This is a genomic window from Escherichia sp. MOD1-EC7011, assembly GCF_002965005.1.
In the GTDB taxonomy this organism is placed as follows: Bacteria; Pseudomonadota; Gammaproteobacteria; order Enterobacterales; family Enterobacteriaceae; genus Escherichia; species Escherichia ruysiae.
Window position 1 is genome coordinate 65,151 of record NZ_PTRD01000015.1, and the last position, 15,264, is coordinate 80,414.

Annotated in this window: 13 protein-coding genes; 2 read left to right on the forward strand and 11 right to left on the reverse strand. The window is 53.1% G+C overall.

Annotated features, from left to right (window positions below; translation table 11 throughout):
- Positions 1-47 precede the first annotated feature (47 nt).
- From purF to pdxB, 9 genes are all read right to left on the reverse strand, one after another.
- Entirely contained in the window at positions 48-1,565 is a 1,518-nt protein-coding gene (gene purF / locus A7098_RS07440) for an amidophosphoribosyltransferase (protein WP_105280578.1), read from the reverse strand.
- Between the two features lie 36 nt (positions 1,566-1,601).
- On the reverse strand, positions 1,602-2,090 hold the full coding sequence (gene cvpA, locus A7098_RS07445) for a colicin V production protein (protein ID WP_000262113.1): 489 nt from the start codon (positions 2,088-2,090) through the stop codon (positions 1,602-1,604).
- Positions 2,091-2,439: 349 nt separating this feature from the next.
- Positions 2,440-3,099: a cell division protein DedD gene (gene dedD / locus A7098_RS07450; protein WP_000146983.1), complete on the reverse strand. Its 660-nt coding sequence runs from the start codon at positions 3,097-3,099 to the stop codon at positions 2,440-2,442.
- Positions 3,089-4,357 carry a bifunctional tetrahydrofolate synthase/dihydrofolate synthase gene (folC, locus tag A7098_RS07455; protein ID WP_032225801.1) on the reverse strand — a complete coding sequence of 423 codons (1,269 nt, stop codon included), beginning with the start codon at positions 4,355-4,357 and terminating at the stop codon, positions 3,089-3,091. Before folC ends, dedD begins: the two co-directional genes overlap by 11 nt.
- 69 nt (positions 4,358-4,426) lie before the next feature.
- On the reverse strand, positions 4,427-5,341 hold the full coding sequence (gene accD / locus A7098_RS07460; protein ID WP_000118402.1) for an acetyl-CoA carboxylase, carboxyltransferase subunit beta: 915 nt from the start codon (positions 5,339-5,341) through the stop codon (positions 4,427-4,429).
- A 153-nt stretch (positions 5,342-5,494) separates the two neighbouring features.
- Positions 5,495-6,154 carry a DedA family protein gene (locus A7098_RS07465; RefSeq protein ID WP_000364335.1) on the reverse strand — a complete coding sequence of 220 codons (660 nt, stop codon included), beginning with the start codon at positions 6,152-6,154 and terminating at the stop codon, positions 5,495-5,497.
- A gap of 82 nt (positions 6,155-6,236) precedes the next feature.
- Entirely contained in the window at positions 6,237-7,049 is an 813-nt protein-coding gene (gene truA, locus A7098_RS07470; protein WP_001283597.1) for a tRNA pseudouridine(38-40) synthase TruA, read from the reverse strand.
- On the reverse strand, positions 7,049-8,062 hold the full coding sequence (locus A7098_RS07475) for an aspartate-semialdehyde dehydrogenase (RefSeq protein ID WP_001289156.1): 1,014 nt from the start codon (positions 8,060-8,062) through the stop codon (positions 7,049-7,051). The genes truA and A7098_RS07475 overlap by 1 nt, the downstream gene beginning before the upstream one ends.
- A 65-nt stretch (positions 8,063-8,127) precedes the next feature.
- Positions 8,128-9,264, reverse strand: coding sequence for a 4-phosphoerythronate dehydrogenase PdxB (gene pdxB / locus A7098_RS07480; protein ID WP_085460976.1), 1,137 nt, complete (start codon positions 9,262-9,264; stop codon positions 8,128-8,130).
- 99 nt (positions 9,265-9,363) lie between these two features.
- Between pdxB and flk the strand changes: the two genes are divergently transcribed.
- Entirely contained in the window at positions 9,364-10,359 is a 996-nt protein-coding gene (gene flk, locus A7098_RS07485) for a flagella biosynthesis regulator Flk (RefSeq protein ID WP_000615849.1), read from the forward strand.
- On the opposite strand, the gene A7098_RS07490 is transcribed toward flk, so the two are convergent.
- Both A7098_RS07490 and fabB read right to left on the reverse strand, forming a co-directional pair.
- Positions 10,356-11,534: an MFS transporter gene (locus A7098_RS07490; protein WP_000127793.1), complete on the reverse strand. Its 1,179-nt coding sequence runs from the start codon at positions 11,532-11,534 to the stop codon at positions 10,356-10,358. The two genes, flk and A7098_RS07490, sit on opposite strands and share 4 nt — an antisense overlap.
- A 241-nt stretch (positions 11,535-11,775) precedes the next feature.
- Positions 11,776-12,996 carry a beta-ketoacyl-ACP synthase I gene (fabB, locus tag A7098_RS07500; protein WP_000817178.1) on the reverse strand — a complete coding sequence of 407 codons (1,221 nt, stop codon included), beginning with the start codon at positions 12,994-12,996 and terminating at the stop codon, positions 11,776-11,778.
- Between the two features lie 158 nt (positions 12,997-13,154).
- Between fabB and mnmC the strand changes: the two genes are divergently transcribed.
- A complete protein-coding gene (gene mnmC / locus A7098_RS07505; RefSeq protein WP_105280579.1) occupies positions 13,155-15,161 on the forward strand; it encodes a bifunctional tRNA (5-methylaminomethyl-2-thiouridine)(34)-methyltransferase MnmD/FAD-dependent 5-carboxymethylaminomethyl-2-thiouridine(34) oxidoreductase MnmC in 2,007 nt (668 codons plus the stop codon).
- The last annotated feature ends 103 nt before the right edge of the window (positions 15,162-15,264 follow it).

Here is a 15,264-nt window from a genome sequence, read left to right on the forward strand (position 1 = left end):
CAGGAGTTGCAAGTCAGGGTGCCAGACCGGCACCCTGCGTGAAGGCATCATCCTTCGTTATGCATTTCGAGATTTTCCACTTCGTTCTGACGTTGCACTGCTTTGGCGTCGTCATTACGTAAAGTATCGAGGAAATCGAGATAGCCCTGATCAACATCTTTGGTGACGTAGACGCCGTTGAACACCGAGCATTCAAACTGCTGGATATCCGGGTTTTCAGCGCGAACGGCGTCGATCAGATCGTTCAGATCCTGGAAAATCAGACCGTCAGCACCGATGATCTGGCGAATTTCATCTACTTCACGACCGTGGGCGATAAGCTCCGTGGCGCTCGGCATATCAATACCGTAAACGTTCGGGAAGCGGATTTCCGGTGCCGCAGAAGCGAGGTACACTTTCTTCGCTCCGGCTTCACGCGCCATCTCGATAATTTGCTCAGAGGTGGTGCCACGGACGATAGAGTCATCGACCAGCAGGACGTTTTTATCGCGGAACTCGGCGCGGTTAGCGTTCAGTTTACGACGCACGGACTTACGACGCAGTTGCTGACCCGGCATGATAAAGGTGCGACCAACGTAACGATTTTTGACAAACCCCTGACGGTACGGTTTACCCAGAATACGAGCAATTTCCAGTGCGATATCGCAGGAAGTTTCCGGGATCGGAATAACCACGTCGATATCCAGATCTTCCCATTCACGGGCAATTTTTTCGCCAAGCTTCGTTCCCATATTCACACGCGCGCTGTAAACGGAAATTTTGTCGATGAACGAGTCCGGGCGGGCAAAGTAAACATACTCAAACAGGCATGGATTGCTGACTGGATTATCGGCACACTGGCGGGTAAACAACTGACCATCTTCAGTGATGTAAATCGCTTCACCCGGTGCGACATCACGCAGGAACTCAAAGCCCAGGGTGTCGAGCGCAACGCTTTCAGAAGCGACCATATATTCTGTGCGATTCTCATCAATATCGCGTTTTCCTAACACCAGCGGACGAATGCCGTTAGGATCGCGGAAAGCAACCATACCGTGACCGATAATCATCGCCACACAGGCATACGCGCCACGGATCAGGCGGTTTGTGGCGGCAATGGCAGCAAAAATGTTGTCGGCTTCCAGCGGATAATGGCGAAAGTTGTCCAGTTCGCTGGCGAAGATATTGAGCAGAATTTCCGAGTCGGAAGTGGTGTTGATGTGGCGGCGTTTTTCTTCAAACAGCTTTTTACGCAACTCGTGAGCATTAGTCAGATTGCCATTATGGGCAAGCGTGATGCCATACGGGGAGTTAACGTAAAACGGCTGTGCTTCAGAGGCGCTGGAGCTGCCAGCCGTAGGGTAACGCACATGACCAATGCCCATATTGCCCTGTAAACGCTGCATATGGCGAGCTTCAAATACATCGCTCACCAGCCCGTTCGCTTTACGCAAACGGAAGCAGTTATTGGCATCAATGGTGATGATGCCGGCGGCATCCTGACCGCGATGCTGAAGCACCGTTAAGGCATCATAAATCGATTGGTTAACCGGCATAACACCGGCGATACCGACAATACCGCACATACGTCTTTTTCCTCGTTAAGCCACATCTCAGAGCACTTACGCTCTGGGCAAGAAACTTGACGAGCTTTGCAGATAATCAAAAAACCATCTGATGATAAAACTGAACTGTGGAATCAGCTGTGATTTGCTCCAGTCTTCGCTTTTCGACACTCCGGTAAAGGAGTCAAGAAAGAAAAGAATGGCGGCAACAATCAGCACACCACGCAACGCACCGAAACAGACGCCCAGCACCCGATCGGTGCCTGACAACCCTGTTTTCTCCACTAGCTGGCCTATCACGAAGTTCACGATAGCGCCAACGATAAGTGTGGCAATAAACAGTACCGCGATGGCAATCCCATTTCGAACCAGTTCGTCTTCAAAGCCCGTAAACCAGACTGACAGGTAAGTGTAGTAATGACTGGCGACAAAGAAAGCACAACCCCATGTCACCAGCGATAACGCTTCACGAACAAAGCCACGGATCAGGCTAACCAGAGAGGAAAAAGCAATCACCGCGATTATGGCGTAATCAATCCAGACCATATGTGTCCCACGATTTTACGCCCTGTCATCCTGTTCGGGGCGCATTCTAACAGAAAAAGAAAACGTTTGCGTAGGGATTTCCTTCCCGCGCATCAATAAAAATGGCGCTGAAAAAACATTCAACGCCATCGGTTTTTTTTGCCTTTGCGGCATCGGGCAATACATGTCGGATGCGGCGTGAACGCCTTATCCGACCTACGGTTCTACTCCTGCGTAGGCCTGATAAGACGCGCCAGTGTCGCATCAGGCAACGGCTGTCGGATGCGGCGTGAACGCCTTATCCGACCTACGGTTCTACCCCTGCGTAGGCCTGATAAGACGCGCCAGCGTCGCATCAGGCCAAACCGTATTAATTCGGCGTATAGCCCATTACCACGCCGCTTAAGCCAGAAAGTTGCTTCAGCTCACCCAGCGAGCCTTTCAGCTTCTCTTTCGAGGCATCCGGCCCAACCAGAATACGGGTGATTTTACCCTGTACTGGCGTTGACGGCGACGTATAAACCCGGTATCCCGCACCGCGCAATTTACCAACAATCTCATTCACTTTGTCGGCATTTTTCAGCGCACCCAGTTGCACAACATACGCTTTACCCGTTGGTGCAGCTTTTTCCTCCACGACCGGTTTCGGTTCTGGCTTCGGCGCAGGTGCTTCCACTTTCGGTTTAGGCGGTTCCACCGGTTTCGGCTTCGGCGGAGCGACCGGTGCAGGTTCCGGTTCAAACTCGGTATTATTGGCTGCAATGATTGCCGGATCGAGCGAAGGTGCCGCAGCATCGCCCGCACGCACCTCCTCTGCAGCCCCTTCCGGCGGCTGTGTCGGCAATGCCTGGGTAGCGGCTGGCATCATATCAGGCTCATCACGATCGCCCGCTTTAGGCACCAGCGGGATTGCCGCGAACTCATCCTGATAATGTTTTTTCTGCCCGTCCAGCAGCCCTGGCAGCACAATCACTCCCAGCGCCACCAGCACTATTGTGCCAACTAACCGATTCTGAAACTTACTCGCCACCGCTTCTCCTCGCGTCAATCACTTCCATGACATGTGCGACCGTGTGGAATGAACCACACACCAGCACGGTATCTTCCGGTTTAGCGTCTGCCATTGCGGCATCCCATGCCTGCGCAACGCTATCAAATGATTTGCCGTTACCCAAATGCTCAAGCAGTTGTTCTGCCGTGGCACCGCGCGGCCCTTCCAGTGGCGCACAATACCAGTCATCCACCACGCTTTTCAACCAGGCCAATGTACCAGCAATATCTTTATCATGTAGCATACCGATTACTGCCAGTACGCGCCCGTTTTTCGGTAACGCTTTCATACGCCCGGTAAGATATTCTGCCGCATGGGGATTATGGGCGACATCAAAAATGACGCGTGGCGACTCGCTCACAATCTGGAAACGTCCCGGCAAAATTGCGCTGGCAATGCCATCGCGAATTGCCTGTTCACTGACCTCCAGACCGCTGGCACGCAGCGCAGCCAGCGCCGTTGCGGCATTCGGTTGTGGGACAAGCGGTAACGGCAGGTTTTCCAGCGTACCGTTTGCGTCAGTAAACGACCAGCCATGGTCGCTGACGAAATAATTCCACTCTACGCCTCGACGTCGCAACAGTGCGCCCTTCTCATGCGCTACATCGGCGATGGTGTACGGCATTTCAGGTTCACCAACGATCGCCGGTCTTTCACTGCGGAAGATCCCCGCTTTCTCGCGGCCAATGCTTTCGCGATCTGGCCCCAGCCAGTCGGTATGATCCAGCGCAATGCTGGTCACCACAGCCACATCAGCATCGACAATATTGGTGGCATCCAGACGACCACCCAGCCCCACTTCCAGAATTACCACATCAAGTTGCGCCTGTTTAAACAGCCACAGCGCCGACAACGTGCCGTATTCAAAATAGGTCAGGGAAATATCACCGCGTGCCGATTCAATCTCAGCAAAAGAGGCGGTGTGAGCCGATTCTGGTAGTTCCTGACCCTGTACACGAACGCGCTCGGTATAACGCACCAGATGCGGCGAACTGTAAACCCCCACTTTGTACCCTGCCGCCATGAGTATCGATTCCAGCGTGCGGCAGGTTGTGCCTTTGCCATTCGTACCTGCAACGGTAAACACAAACGGTGCTGGTTTCAGAACGCCGAGATGCGCTGCCACCTGGCTTACGCGCTCAAGGCCGAGATCGATAGTCTTACTGTGCAGGTTTTCCAGATAAGAAAGCCACGAAGCCAAAGGCGACGCGGCTTGAGGTGTGCGTTTGATAATCATGGTATCCGCTGATTCATTACGGGGATAATAGCAAAAGGGCAGAGCCAGCGGCCCTGCCCTTATCAGTTATCAGGCCTCAGGTTCCTGATCCGGTGCTGGTGGCACCACTTCGCCTTCACGTGGCGCTTCAGGATTTGGCGCTGGCAGATTCATCAGCTTCGCCAGAATGCTCGCCAGTTTCAGGCGCATTTCCGGACGACGGACGATCATGTCGATCGCGCCTTTTTCGATCAGGAACTCACTGCGCTGGAATCCCGGCGGCAGTTTTTCGCGAACGGTCTGTTCAATAACACGCGGGCCGGCAAAGCCGATCAACGCTTTCGGTTCAGCAATATTGAGATCGCCAAGCATCGCGAAACTTGCAGAAACACCGCCCATGGTCGGATCGGTCAGCACGGAAATGTACGGCAGACCGCGCTCTTGCATTTTCGCCAGCGCCGCAGAGGTTTTCGCCATCTGCATCAGCGACATCAGCGCCTCTTGCATACGTGCGCCACCAGAGGCGGAAAAGCAGATCAGCGGGCAGTTGTCTTCCAGCGCCTGCTCAACGGCACGCACAAAACGAGCACCCACTACGGATCCCATTGAACCGCCCATAAAGGCAAATTCGAAGGCAGCAGCAACGACCGGCATTCCATACAGGGTGCCTTTCATTACGACCAGCGCGTCTTTTTCGCCGGTTTCTTTCTGTGCTGATGCCAGACGATCTTTATACTTTTTGGAGTCACGGAACTTCAGCACATCTTTCGGCTCAAGCTCGCTACCCAGCTCCACAAGGCTTCCTTCATCTAACAGGCTATGCAGGCGATTACGCGCCGTCATACGCATGTGATGGTCACACTTCGGACAGACCTCAAGATTACGTTCCAGCTCTGCACGGTATAAAACCTGACCGCAGCTATCACACTTAGTCCACACACCTTCAGGAATGCTTGCCTTGCGGGTGGGAGTAATGTTGCTTTTAATTCGTTCAATCCAGCTCATTAGGGACCTTTCTGTCTGAACCTGGTTCGATGCCAGTTTTATCTTTGGGGACGCATAATGCCATTTTTGCCCCCAACAGACCATCAATGTTGCACATTAAAACATAACAGCCCGAAACTTTGGATAAAAAAGTGGTCGAACCGCCGAGTTACTTTATTTTGCGGCGCGTGCCGCAGCGCGTTTGTGACGGATAATTTCGATGACGCCCGGCAATATGGAAACCACAATAATCCCGACGATCAGCAGTTTAAGGTTATCCTGAACCATTGGGATTGTACCGAAGAAATAGCCTGCGTAGGTAAAAAGCAGTACCCATAACAGCGCGCCGATCACATTGTAAGCGGCGAAATGACGGTACGACATGTGGCCCATCCCCGCAACGAACGGGGCGAACGTTCTGACGATCGGCACAAAACGGGCGAGAATAATGGTTTTGCCACCGTGTTTCTCATAAAACTGATGCGTTTTGTCGAGATAGCTACGCCGGAAAATTTTCGAGTTCGGATTACTGAATAATTTTTCACCGAACAACCGTCCGATGGTGTAGTTAACTGCATCACCAACAATCGCGGCAATTAACATCAGTACGACCATCATATGAACATTGAGATCGTTGGTTTCAAGCGAAGCCAGTGCTCCAGCGACAAACAGCAGCGAATCTCCCGGCAGAAACGGTGTCACCACCAGACCGGTTTCACAGAACAAAATCAAAAACAGGATGGCATAAACCCAGACGCCATACTCTGCGACCAGCTCCGCCAGATGCACATCAATGTGCAGGATAAAATCGATGAGGAAATAAATCAGGTCCATAATTGCCTATGCCTTTTGCTCTTACTCTTTCAGGCCGTAACTGCGTTGGCTACGGCCTGAAATGTTCAGAGCATTATTCTCGTTAGTCCGCCAGAAATAGCGGGCCCATTGGCGGCTTTGGAAGATCAAACCGGTCAGGGTAATCCACCGCAACCAGATACAGTCCTTCCGCTTTCGCCGTTGCTGCCGCCAGCGTTCTGTCCTTTGCCGCCAACAGCTCTGCTATCCAGCTCTCTGGCTGGTTGTGGGCACCGACTTCCATCAGGCTGCCTACAATATTCCTCACCATATGGTGTACAAAGGCATTCGCTTTGATATCCACCACCACATAAGGACCGTGACGCGTGACGTTGATATGCATAACGTTGCGCCACGGCGTTCGGGACTGACATTGCACCGCGCGAAACGAGGTGAAATCATTCTCGCCCAGCAGACATTGTGCAGCCCGATGCATCCGTTCGGCGTCCAGCGGTTCGTAAAAGTGGGTTACCCCTTTACTCAGCACTGCCGGGCGCAGCCGATGATTGTAGATGATGTAGCGATAACGGCGAGCCGTGGCGCTAAATCGGGCATGAAAATCATCGGGTACAGCTTTAACCCAACGCACGGCGATGTCACCAGGTAAATTCGCATTTACGCCCAACGTCCACGCAGCGTCTTTGCGCTGCGCGGTCGTTTCGAAATGCACAACCTGCCCGGTGCCGTGTACGCCTGCGTCGGTACGCCCGGCGCAGAAGACGGTGATCGGTTCGTTCGCCACCTGCGAGAGCGCCTTTTCCAGCTTCTCCTGCACGCTGCGAACTTCGTTCTGCCGTTGCCAGCCGTAATATCTGCTGCCGTCGTACTCAATGCCCAGCGCAATTTTATAAACTGGCGGTTGTTGCTGGTCGGACATTAGTACAGGTACTCCTGCACCAGTTTTTCAGCGATCTTCACTGCCATCAATGCGCCGCCAAAGCGAACGTTATCAGCCACCGACCAGAACTGAATTTGCTCCGGCATACCATAGTCATTACGCACGCAACCAACAGAAAGATGCGGCGACCCGGAAGCATCGCCCACCTGCGTTGGAAATTCATTCTCTTCAGAAAGCTCAATATCTTCGCTTTGAGCAAACGCATCACGCGCTTCTTCTGCCGCCAGCGGACGCAGTGCTTCAAAATTGACCATCTGGGCATGACCGTAAAATACCGGTGCCTGAACAACACTTGCCGAGATCATCAGTCCTTCGTCCTGCATGATTTTGCGCACTTCATCGACGATACGGCGTTCTTCGCGCACGCTACCTTCGCGATCCGGCAATAAGGGCAGCATGTTGAACGCCAGCTGACGCCCAAAGAAATCTTCTTCATCAATCGGAATACCGTTCAGCAGTTTCGCGCTCTGCCCCGCTAACGCATCGACCGCTTTTTTACCCTGGGCGGAGGCAGAAATCAGGCTGGTGACGCTGATACGAGACAAACCTCCTTGATCGATTAACGGTTTCAGTGCCGCCAGTAACTGGCTGGTCAGGCTGTCCGGTACGGCGATGACATTCCGGTTGCGGTAATCGGTCAGTACAAACGGGTTTACTTCCGGCACCACCAGCGGTACGTCGGGTTCGAGAGCAAACAATCCGCTGCTGTCGATCACCAGACAACCCGCGTTGGTCGCTTCTTCAACCCAGGCAGCGGTCGCTTCTTTGCCTGCGACAAAAAATGCCAGTTGCGCCTGCGTCCAGTCGAATTCAGCGGCATCCTGCACGGTGATTGTCTTACCACCAAAGCGCAGTTGTTCGCCTGCGCTTTCGTTACGTGCCAGTGCATAAATTTCCCCAACCGGGAACTGACGTTCAGCCAGCGTTTCAAGCAGGGCTTCGCCCACAGCGCCAGTTGCGCCCAGGACGGCAATGTTCCAGCCTTCAGACATGGTGGTTTACTCCAGAAATAGCAAAACTCCCTGCCGATATTACAGCAGAGAGCATGAAGAAGAGATTAACGTGCCGGATGATGAACGGCGTTAAAACCCAGTTTACACAGTAATGCCGCCGCGCTGGCGTCATCACAGATCACATACAGAGACGACCATTCACGGCGCTCAAGGTAGTTTTTGCGCAGTTTATCAAACTCACCCGGTATTCCGGCGACTTTACGCAGCGGTGCGTCATCGCGGCGCACATCATACACCAAATGCACCAGCCTTTTCAGCGTTGGCTGATCGAGCGAGCCATGCAGCGTAATGCGACCAAACTCTGGCGTTGGCAGCAATGTATCCAGCGCAACGTGTTGTTCATGACCAATAAACTTGCTATAGGCTTCAAACACTTGCGTAGTACCGCGCGCTTTTCCTTCTAGGGTATAACCGGCAATATGCGGCGTGCCGATATCCACTTTCTTCAACAGTTCCACGTTGAGTTCCGGTTCGCCTTCCCAGACATCCAGCACCACGCTTAATTTCTGACCTTCGTTCAGACAGGTCAGCAGGGCGGTATTATCGACGACTGCGCCACGGCAGGCGTTAATCAGGATCGCTCCAGGTTTAAGGCTACGGATCAGTTTTTCATCCGCCAGATGTAGCGTTTTGTACGGCCCATCTTTAAAGAGCGGTGTATGGAAAGTCAGAACATCTGCGTGCTGAACCAGCTCATCAAGAGAACGGAAATTCCCCTCATCCCCACGATCGGCGCGTGGCGGATCGCAAAGCAAAGTTTTAATCCCCAACGCCTCCAGCCGCGCCTGTAATCGACGACCGACATTACCGACGCCCACGATCCCCACGGTACGGTCATGCAGTGAAAATCCATCGCGTTCGGCAAGCATCAGCAATGACGAGAAAACGTATTCCACTACCGCAATCGCATTACAGCCAGGTGCCGCAGAAAAACCAATCCCCACCTGCTTCAACCATGCCTCATCAACATGGTCTGTCCCTGCCGTGGCAGTGCCAACAAATTTTATCGGTTTCCCCGTCAGCAGCGACGCGTTCACTTTTGTGACTGAACGCACCATCAGCGCATCTGCATCATCCAGTTCAGCGACTGGAATTGGACGCCCCGGAACCGCTTTCACCTCACCCAGACGGCTAAATAATTCGCGGGCATAAGGCATATTTTCATCAACAAGGATTTTCACGTTTGTGCTACCTGTATGAGAACGAGAGTTAACCGGATAAGTGTGCCATAATCTCGCGGCCAGGCATACTTGCGATGATTTCAGGTATAAGGATACATAATGATACAACCTCTTTCAGGCCTTCCTCCTGCGCAACCACCAGGGCAGGGGGATAACCTGTCGTCTGGCGCAGGTAATCAACCTTTATCCAGCTTGCAACGTACCGCGTTGGAAAGTTTGATGACCAAAATAACTTCGCTGACGCAACAGCAGAGAGCGGAATTGTGGGCCAATATAAAGCACGATATCGGTCTGCCGGGTGATTCACCTTTGCTTTCACGCCACTTCCCGGCCGCAGAACAAAACCTTGCGCAACGTCTGCTATCTGCGCAAAAAAGTTATTCTGTCCGCCAACTTCTGGCTCAATTGGGGGAATATTTACGTCTGGGGAATAATCGTCAGGCCGTCACGGATTATATCCGGCATAATTTTGGCCAGACACCTCTGAATCAACTCTCACCGGAGCAATTAAAAACCGTCCTGACTCTGCTACAAGAAGGGAAGATGGTTATCCCACAGCCGCAACAGCGCCAGGCGACCGAGCGACCTTTATTACCAGCAGAGCACAATACTCTCAAGCAACTGGTCACAAAACTCGCGGCAGCCACGGGGGAACCCAGTAAACAGATCTGGCAATCGATGCTGGAACTTTCAGGGGTGAAAGATGGCGAGTTGATTCCGGCGAAACAGTTTAACCATCTCGTCACCTGGTTACAGGCGCGTCAGGCGTTAAGTCAGCAACACACACCGACGCTGGAGTCGCTCCAGATGGCGCTAAAACAGCCACTGGATGCCAGCGAGCTGACGGTATTATCGACCTATGTTGAGCAAAAGTATGGCCTTTCTACGCATTCAGCCCTGACTTCTGCACAGGCCGAGGATATCCTTAACCAGCTCTATCAGCGGCGGGTGAAAGGCATTGAACCGCGTAATATTCAACCGCTGTTCAATCCCTTTACCCCATTCATTGACACGATACAAAAAATGTCAATGCGCCCCAGCTTGTGGATATTATTCGTCGTCATCGTTGTGATGTTGGTTTGGCTGGTGAGTTAACACCGGCGAAACGACAGTATCGTCACGATAATCCCCAGCACCGCCGATATCGCCCCAGCAAGAAATACCGAAGAGTAGCCAAACGAGGTCGCCAGCACTCCCGCCAGCGGCCCGGAAACGCCGAGGGCGATATCCTGAAACGCGGCATAGCCGCCGAGCGCAGTACCGCGAACCTGGGAAGGAACACGTTTAACCACTTCCACACCCAGCGCAGGGAAAATAAGCGAACACCCTGCTCCGGTTAACGCCGCACCCGCTAATGCGACCCACGCGGCCGGCGCCTGCCAGAGCAACAACAAGCCTATCGTTTCCACCAGCAGAGAGACAATCGCCACTTTTACGCCGCCAAAACGATCTGGCATCCAGCCAAACATCACGCGCATAACGACAAAGGCGCCGCCAAAGGCTGTGAGCGTAAAGCCCGCCATCGCCCATCCTTTGCTGGCAAAGTAGAGCGAAACAAAAGTCCCGATAACCGCAAAGCCAACCCCCTGAAGCGCCAGACCTAGTCCTGGTTTCCAGATAAGCCCGATAACGCTCCACAGCGATGGGCGTTCTCCCGTCATTGCCGGTACTTTGCGTACTGTGCCATTGCAGACCCACGCCAGTAACGGCAATGCCATTGTAGTAAGCGCCAGTGCGGCAAAACCATAATGGCTATGAATCAGTAAGCCAAGCGGTGCACCGACTGCCAGTGCGCCGTAAATGGCCATTCCGTTCCAGGACATCACTTTACCGGAGTGTTTCGGTCCGACAATGCCTAATCCCCATGTCAAAGCCCCCGTCAGTAACTGACTTTCACCAAAACCAAGAATTAAACGCCCAACGACCAGCAGAGCAAATTTAATCGGTGCAGAGACGGGTAAAAGCGCCGCCAGCAGCAGCGCGCCGCCAGCCAGACCACAAGCTAACATCCCCTGAAGCGCCGAACGTTTTGCGCCATATTGATCGGCCAGCCGCCCGGCGTAGCCACGCGTCAGCACCGTAGCCAGAAACTGAATGCCGACGGCAATCCCGACCATGGTGTTGCCATAGCCCAGTTCATGATGAACAAACAGCGGGATAACCGGCAACGGTAACCCTACGGTCATGTAAGTTAGAAAAACCGCAAAGGCGATACGAAAGAGTGAAAAATTGGCAGAAGATCGTGTTTCTGTTTGGCTTACAGCAGTCATGCATTACTCCAGAATGCAGCGCAAGGCGAGGAATTTCCCCGTCTCATCTCTCTGGTTTCAGGGTTACGGTGCGTTGGCAGGATTTAACGCTTACGTCTTTTCAGAAGGAAATCGACAAAGCGGGAAGTTTGCCTGGAACAGGCGGCAATTGTCAATGATGTGAAAAAGGGAACCATCAGGCTCCCTTTTGCGTTAGTGTCGGATGCGACGCTGACGCGTTTTATCCGACCGACTCTATCTATTAATCTTTCAGCTTACGCATTACCAGCGTGGCGTTGGTGCCGCCGAAGCCGAAGCTGTTAGACATAACGGTAGTCAGTTCGCGATCGGTTGTTTCGGTCACGATGTTCAGACCCGCCGCCTGTTCGTCCAGCTCTTCAATGTTGATGCTCGGGGCGATAAAGCCGTGTTCCAGCATCAGCAGAGAGTAGATAGCTTCCTGCACACCCGCCGCGCCCAGTGAGTGACCGGTCATTGCTTTGGTTGCAGAAATCGCAGGGCTCTTATCGCCGAACACTTCACGGATAGCCGCCAGCTCTTTCACGTCGCCAACCGGAGTTGAAGTACCGTGAGAGTTCAGGTAGTCGATTGGGGTATCAACGCCGTGCATCGCCATCTTCATGCAGCGAACCGCACCTTCACCAGACGGAGCAACCATATCTGCGCCATCAGACGTTGCGCCGTAGCCAACGATTTCAGCGTAGATGTGGGCGCCACGTGCCAGAGCGTGTTCCAGCTCTTCCACCACGACCATACCACCGCCGCCAGCGATAACGAAACCATCACGATGAGCGTCATAAGTACGGGAGGCTTTTTCCGGGGTGTCGTTGTATTTGGTAGACAGCGCACCCATTGCGTCGAATTCACACGCCATTTCCCAACACAGCTCTTCGCCGCCGCCAGCAAACACGATATCTTGTTTGCCCAGTTGGATCTGCTCGACTGCGTTACCGATACAGTGTGCGGAAGTCGCACACGCGGAGCTGATGGAGTAGTTAACACCGTGAATTTTAAACGGTGTGGCGAGGCAGGCAGAAACGCCAGATGCCATCGCTTTGGTGACCACATACGGGCCAACCGCTTTCAGGCCGCGCGGGCCACGCATTGCGTCAGCGCCGAACACCTGGAAACGCGGGGAACCGCCGCCGGAACCTGCAATCAGGCCAACGCGCGGGTTATTCTGGTAAGCTTCCGGAGAGAGGCCAGCATCTGCAATTGCCTGCTCCATAGAAAGGAATGCATAGATGGATGCGTCGCTCATAAAGCGCACAACTTTGCGGTCAATGAGGCCAGTGGTATCCAGTTTTACGTTGCCCCAGACGTGGCTACGCATGCCGGAATCCTTCAGCTCCTGAGAGAAAGTGATCCCTGAACGTCCTTCACGCAGAGATGCCAGGACTTCCTGCTGGTTATTACCGATGCTGGAAACAATGCCCAGGCCAGTAATCACTGCACGTTTCATTCAATACCTCTGTAAGTCGCACATAGAGTAAGTTTCGAATGCACAATAGCGTACACTTGTACGCCGAACAAGTCCGATCAGACAATTTATAGAGAAATTTGCGCAGCCTGACACACATCGCTAAGATCGAGCCACCGCCTGTAAGACGAGTAACTTACGTGAAACACTACGCAATACAACCTGCCAACCTCGAATTTAATGCTGAGGGTACACCTGTTTCCCGAGATTTTGACGATGTCTATTTTTCCAACGATAACGGACTGGAAGAGACGCGTTATGTCTTTCTGGGGGGTAACCAATTAGAGGCACGTTTTCCTGCTCATCCACATCCTCTGTTTGTGGTAGCTGAGAGCGGCTTCGGCACCGGATTAAACTTCCTGACGCTGTGGCAGGCATTTGATCAGTTTCGCCAGGCGCATCCGCAGGCACAATTGCAGCGATTGCATTTCATTAGTTTTGAGAAATTTCCCCTCACCCGTGCTGATTTAGCGTTAGCGCATCAACACTGGCCGGAACTGGCGCCGTGGGCGGAACAACTCCAGGCGCAGTGGCCTTTACCCTTACCCGGTTGCCATCGTTTATTGCTCGATGAAGGACGCGTAACGCTGGATTTATGGTTTGGCGACATTAACGAACTGACCAGCCAACTGGACGATTCGCTGAATCAAAAAGTGGATGCCTGGTTTCTGGACGGCTTTGCGCCCGCGAAAAACCCGGATATGTGGACGCAAAACCTGTTTAATGCCATGGCGCGTCTGGCGCGTCCTGGCGGCACGCTGGCGACCTTCACTTCTGCCGGATTTGTCCGTCGCGGTTTGCAGGAAGCCGGATTCACAATGCAAAAGCGTAAGGGCTTTGGGCGAAAACGGGAAATGCTTTGTGGCGTAATGGAACAGACATTACCACTCCCCTCCTCCACGCCGTGGTTTAACCGTACAGGCAGCAGCAAACGGGAAGCCGCAGTTATCGGCGGCGGCATCGCCAGCGCGTTATTGTCTCTGGCGCTGTTGCGTCGCGACTGGCAGGTAACGCTTTATTGCGCGGATGATGCCCCTGCACTGGGTGCTTCCGGCAATCGCCAGGGGGCGCTGTATCCGTTATTAAGCAAACATGATGAGGCGCTGAACCGCTTTTTCTCTAATGCGTTTACTTTTGCTCGTCGGCTTTACGATTTATTGCCCGTTAAATTTGATCATGACTGGTGCGGCGTCACGCAGTTAGGCTGGGATGAGAAAAGCCAGCATAAAATCGCGCAGATGCTGTCGATGGATTTACCCGCAGATCTGGCTGTTGCAGTCGGGGCGAATGAGGTTGAAGGCGTTACAGGTGTAGTAACAAATTGCGGCGGTATTACATATCCGCAAGGTGGCTGGTTGTGCCCGGCAGAACTGACCCGTAATGTGCTGGAACTGGCGCAACAGCAAGGTTTACAGATTCGTTATCAACACCAGTTACAGGACTTATCCCATAAGGATGACTGTTGGTTGCTGAATTTTGCAGGTGATAAGCAAGCGACGCATAGTGTGGTGGTACTGGCGAACGGACATCAAATTAGCCGTTTCAGCCAAACATCGCCTCTGCCGGTGTATTCAGTTGCCGGTCAGGTTAGCCATATTCCGACAACACCGGAACTGGCGAAACTGAAGCAGGTGCTGTGTTATGACGGTTATCTCACGCCGCAAAATCCGGCAAATCAGCATCATTGTATTGGCGCCAGTTACCATCGCGGTAGTGAAGATACGACGTACAGTGAAGATGATCAGCAGCAGAATCGCCAGCGGTTGATTGATTGTTTCCCGCAGGCGAAATGGACGACAGAAGTCGATGTCAGTGATAAAGAGGCGCGTTGCGGTGTACGTTGTGCCACCCGCGATCATCTGCCTATGGTGGGCAATGTTCCCGATTATGACGCAACGCTCGCGGAATATGCCTCGCTGGCGGAACAGAAAGATGAGGCGGTAAGCGCGCCGGTTTATGACGATCTGTTTATGCTTGCAGCTTTGGGTTCGCGTGGTTTGTGTTCTGCCCCGCTGTGTGCCGAAATTCTGGCGGCGCAGATGAGCGACGAACCGATTCCGATGGATGCCAGTACGCTGGCGGCGTTAAATCCGAATCGGTTATGGGTACGGAAATTGTTGAAAGGTAAAATGGTGAAGGCCGGGTAATCAGCTTTGGCATTGTTTGTCGGATGCGGCGTGAACGCCTTATCCGACCTACGGTAACATGTAGGCCTGATAAGACGCGGCAAGCGTCGCATCAGGCATGGTG

Excerpts from the sequence above, each read along its gene's own strand:
- A7098_RS07490 (WP_000127793.1), bottom strand. The coding sequence starts at position 11,534 with ATGACTGCTGTAAGCCAAACAGAAACACGATCTTCTGCCAATTTTTCA.
- A7098_RS07475 (WP_001289156.1), bottom strand. The coding sequence starts at position 8,062 with ATGTCTGAAGGCTGGAACATTGCCGTCCTGGGCGCAACTGGCGCTGTG.
- flk (WP_000615849.1), top strand. The coding sequence starts at position 9,364 with ATGATACAACCTCTTTCAGGCCTTCCTCCTGCGCAACCACCAGGGCAG.
- accD (WP_000118402.1), bottom strand. The coding sequence starts at position 5,341 with ATGAGCTGGATTGAACGAATTAAAAGCAACATTACTCCCACCCGCAAG.
- purF (WP_105280578.1), bottom strand. The coding sequence starts at position 1,565 with ATGTGCGGTATTGTCGGTATCGCCGGTGTTATGCCGGTTAACCAATCG.
- folC (WP_032225801.1), bottom strand. The coding sequence starts at position 4,357 with ATGATTATCAAACGCACACCTCAAGCCGCGTCGCCTTTGGCTTCGTGG.
- cvpA (WP_000262113.1), bottom strand. The coding sequence starts at position 2,090 with ATGGTCTGGATTGATTACGCCATAATCGCGGTGATTGCTTTTTCCTCT.
- fabB (WP_000817178.1), bottom strand. The coding sequence starts at position 12,996 with ATGAAACGTGCAGTGATTACTGGCCTGGGCATTGTTTCCAGCATCGGT.
- truA (WP_001283597.1), bottom strand. The coding sequence starts at position 7,049 with ATGTCCGACCAGCAACAACCGCCAGTTTATAAAATTGCGCTGGGCATT.
- A7098_RS07465 (WP_000364335.1), bottom strand. The coding sequence starts at position 6,154 with ATGGACCTGATTTATTTCCTCATCGATTTTATCCTGCACATTGATGTG.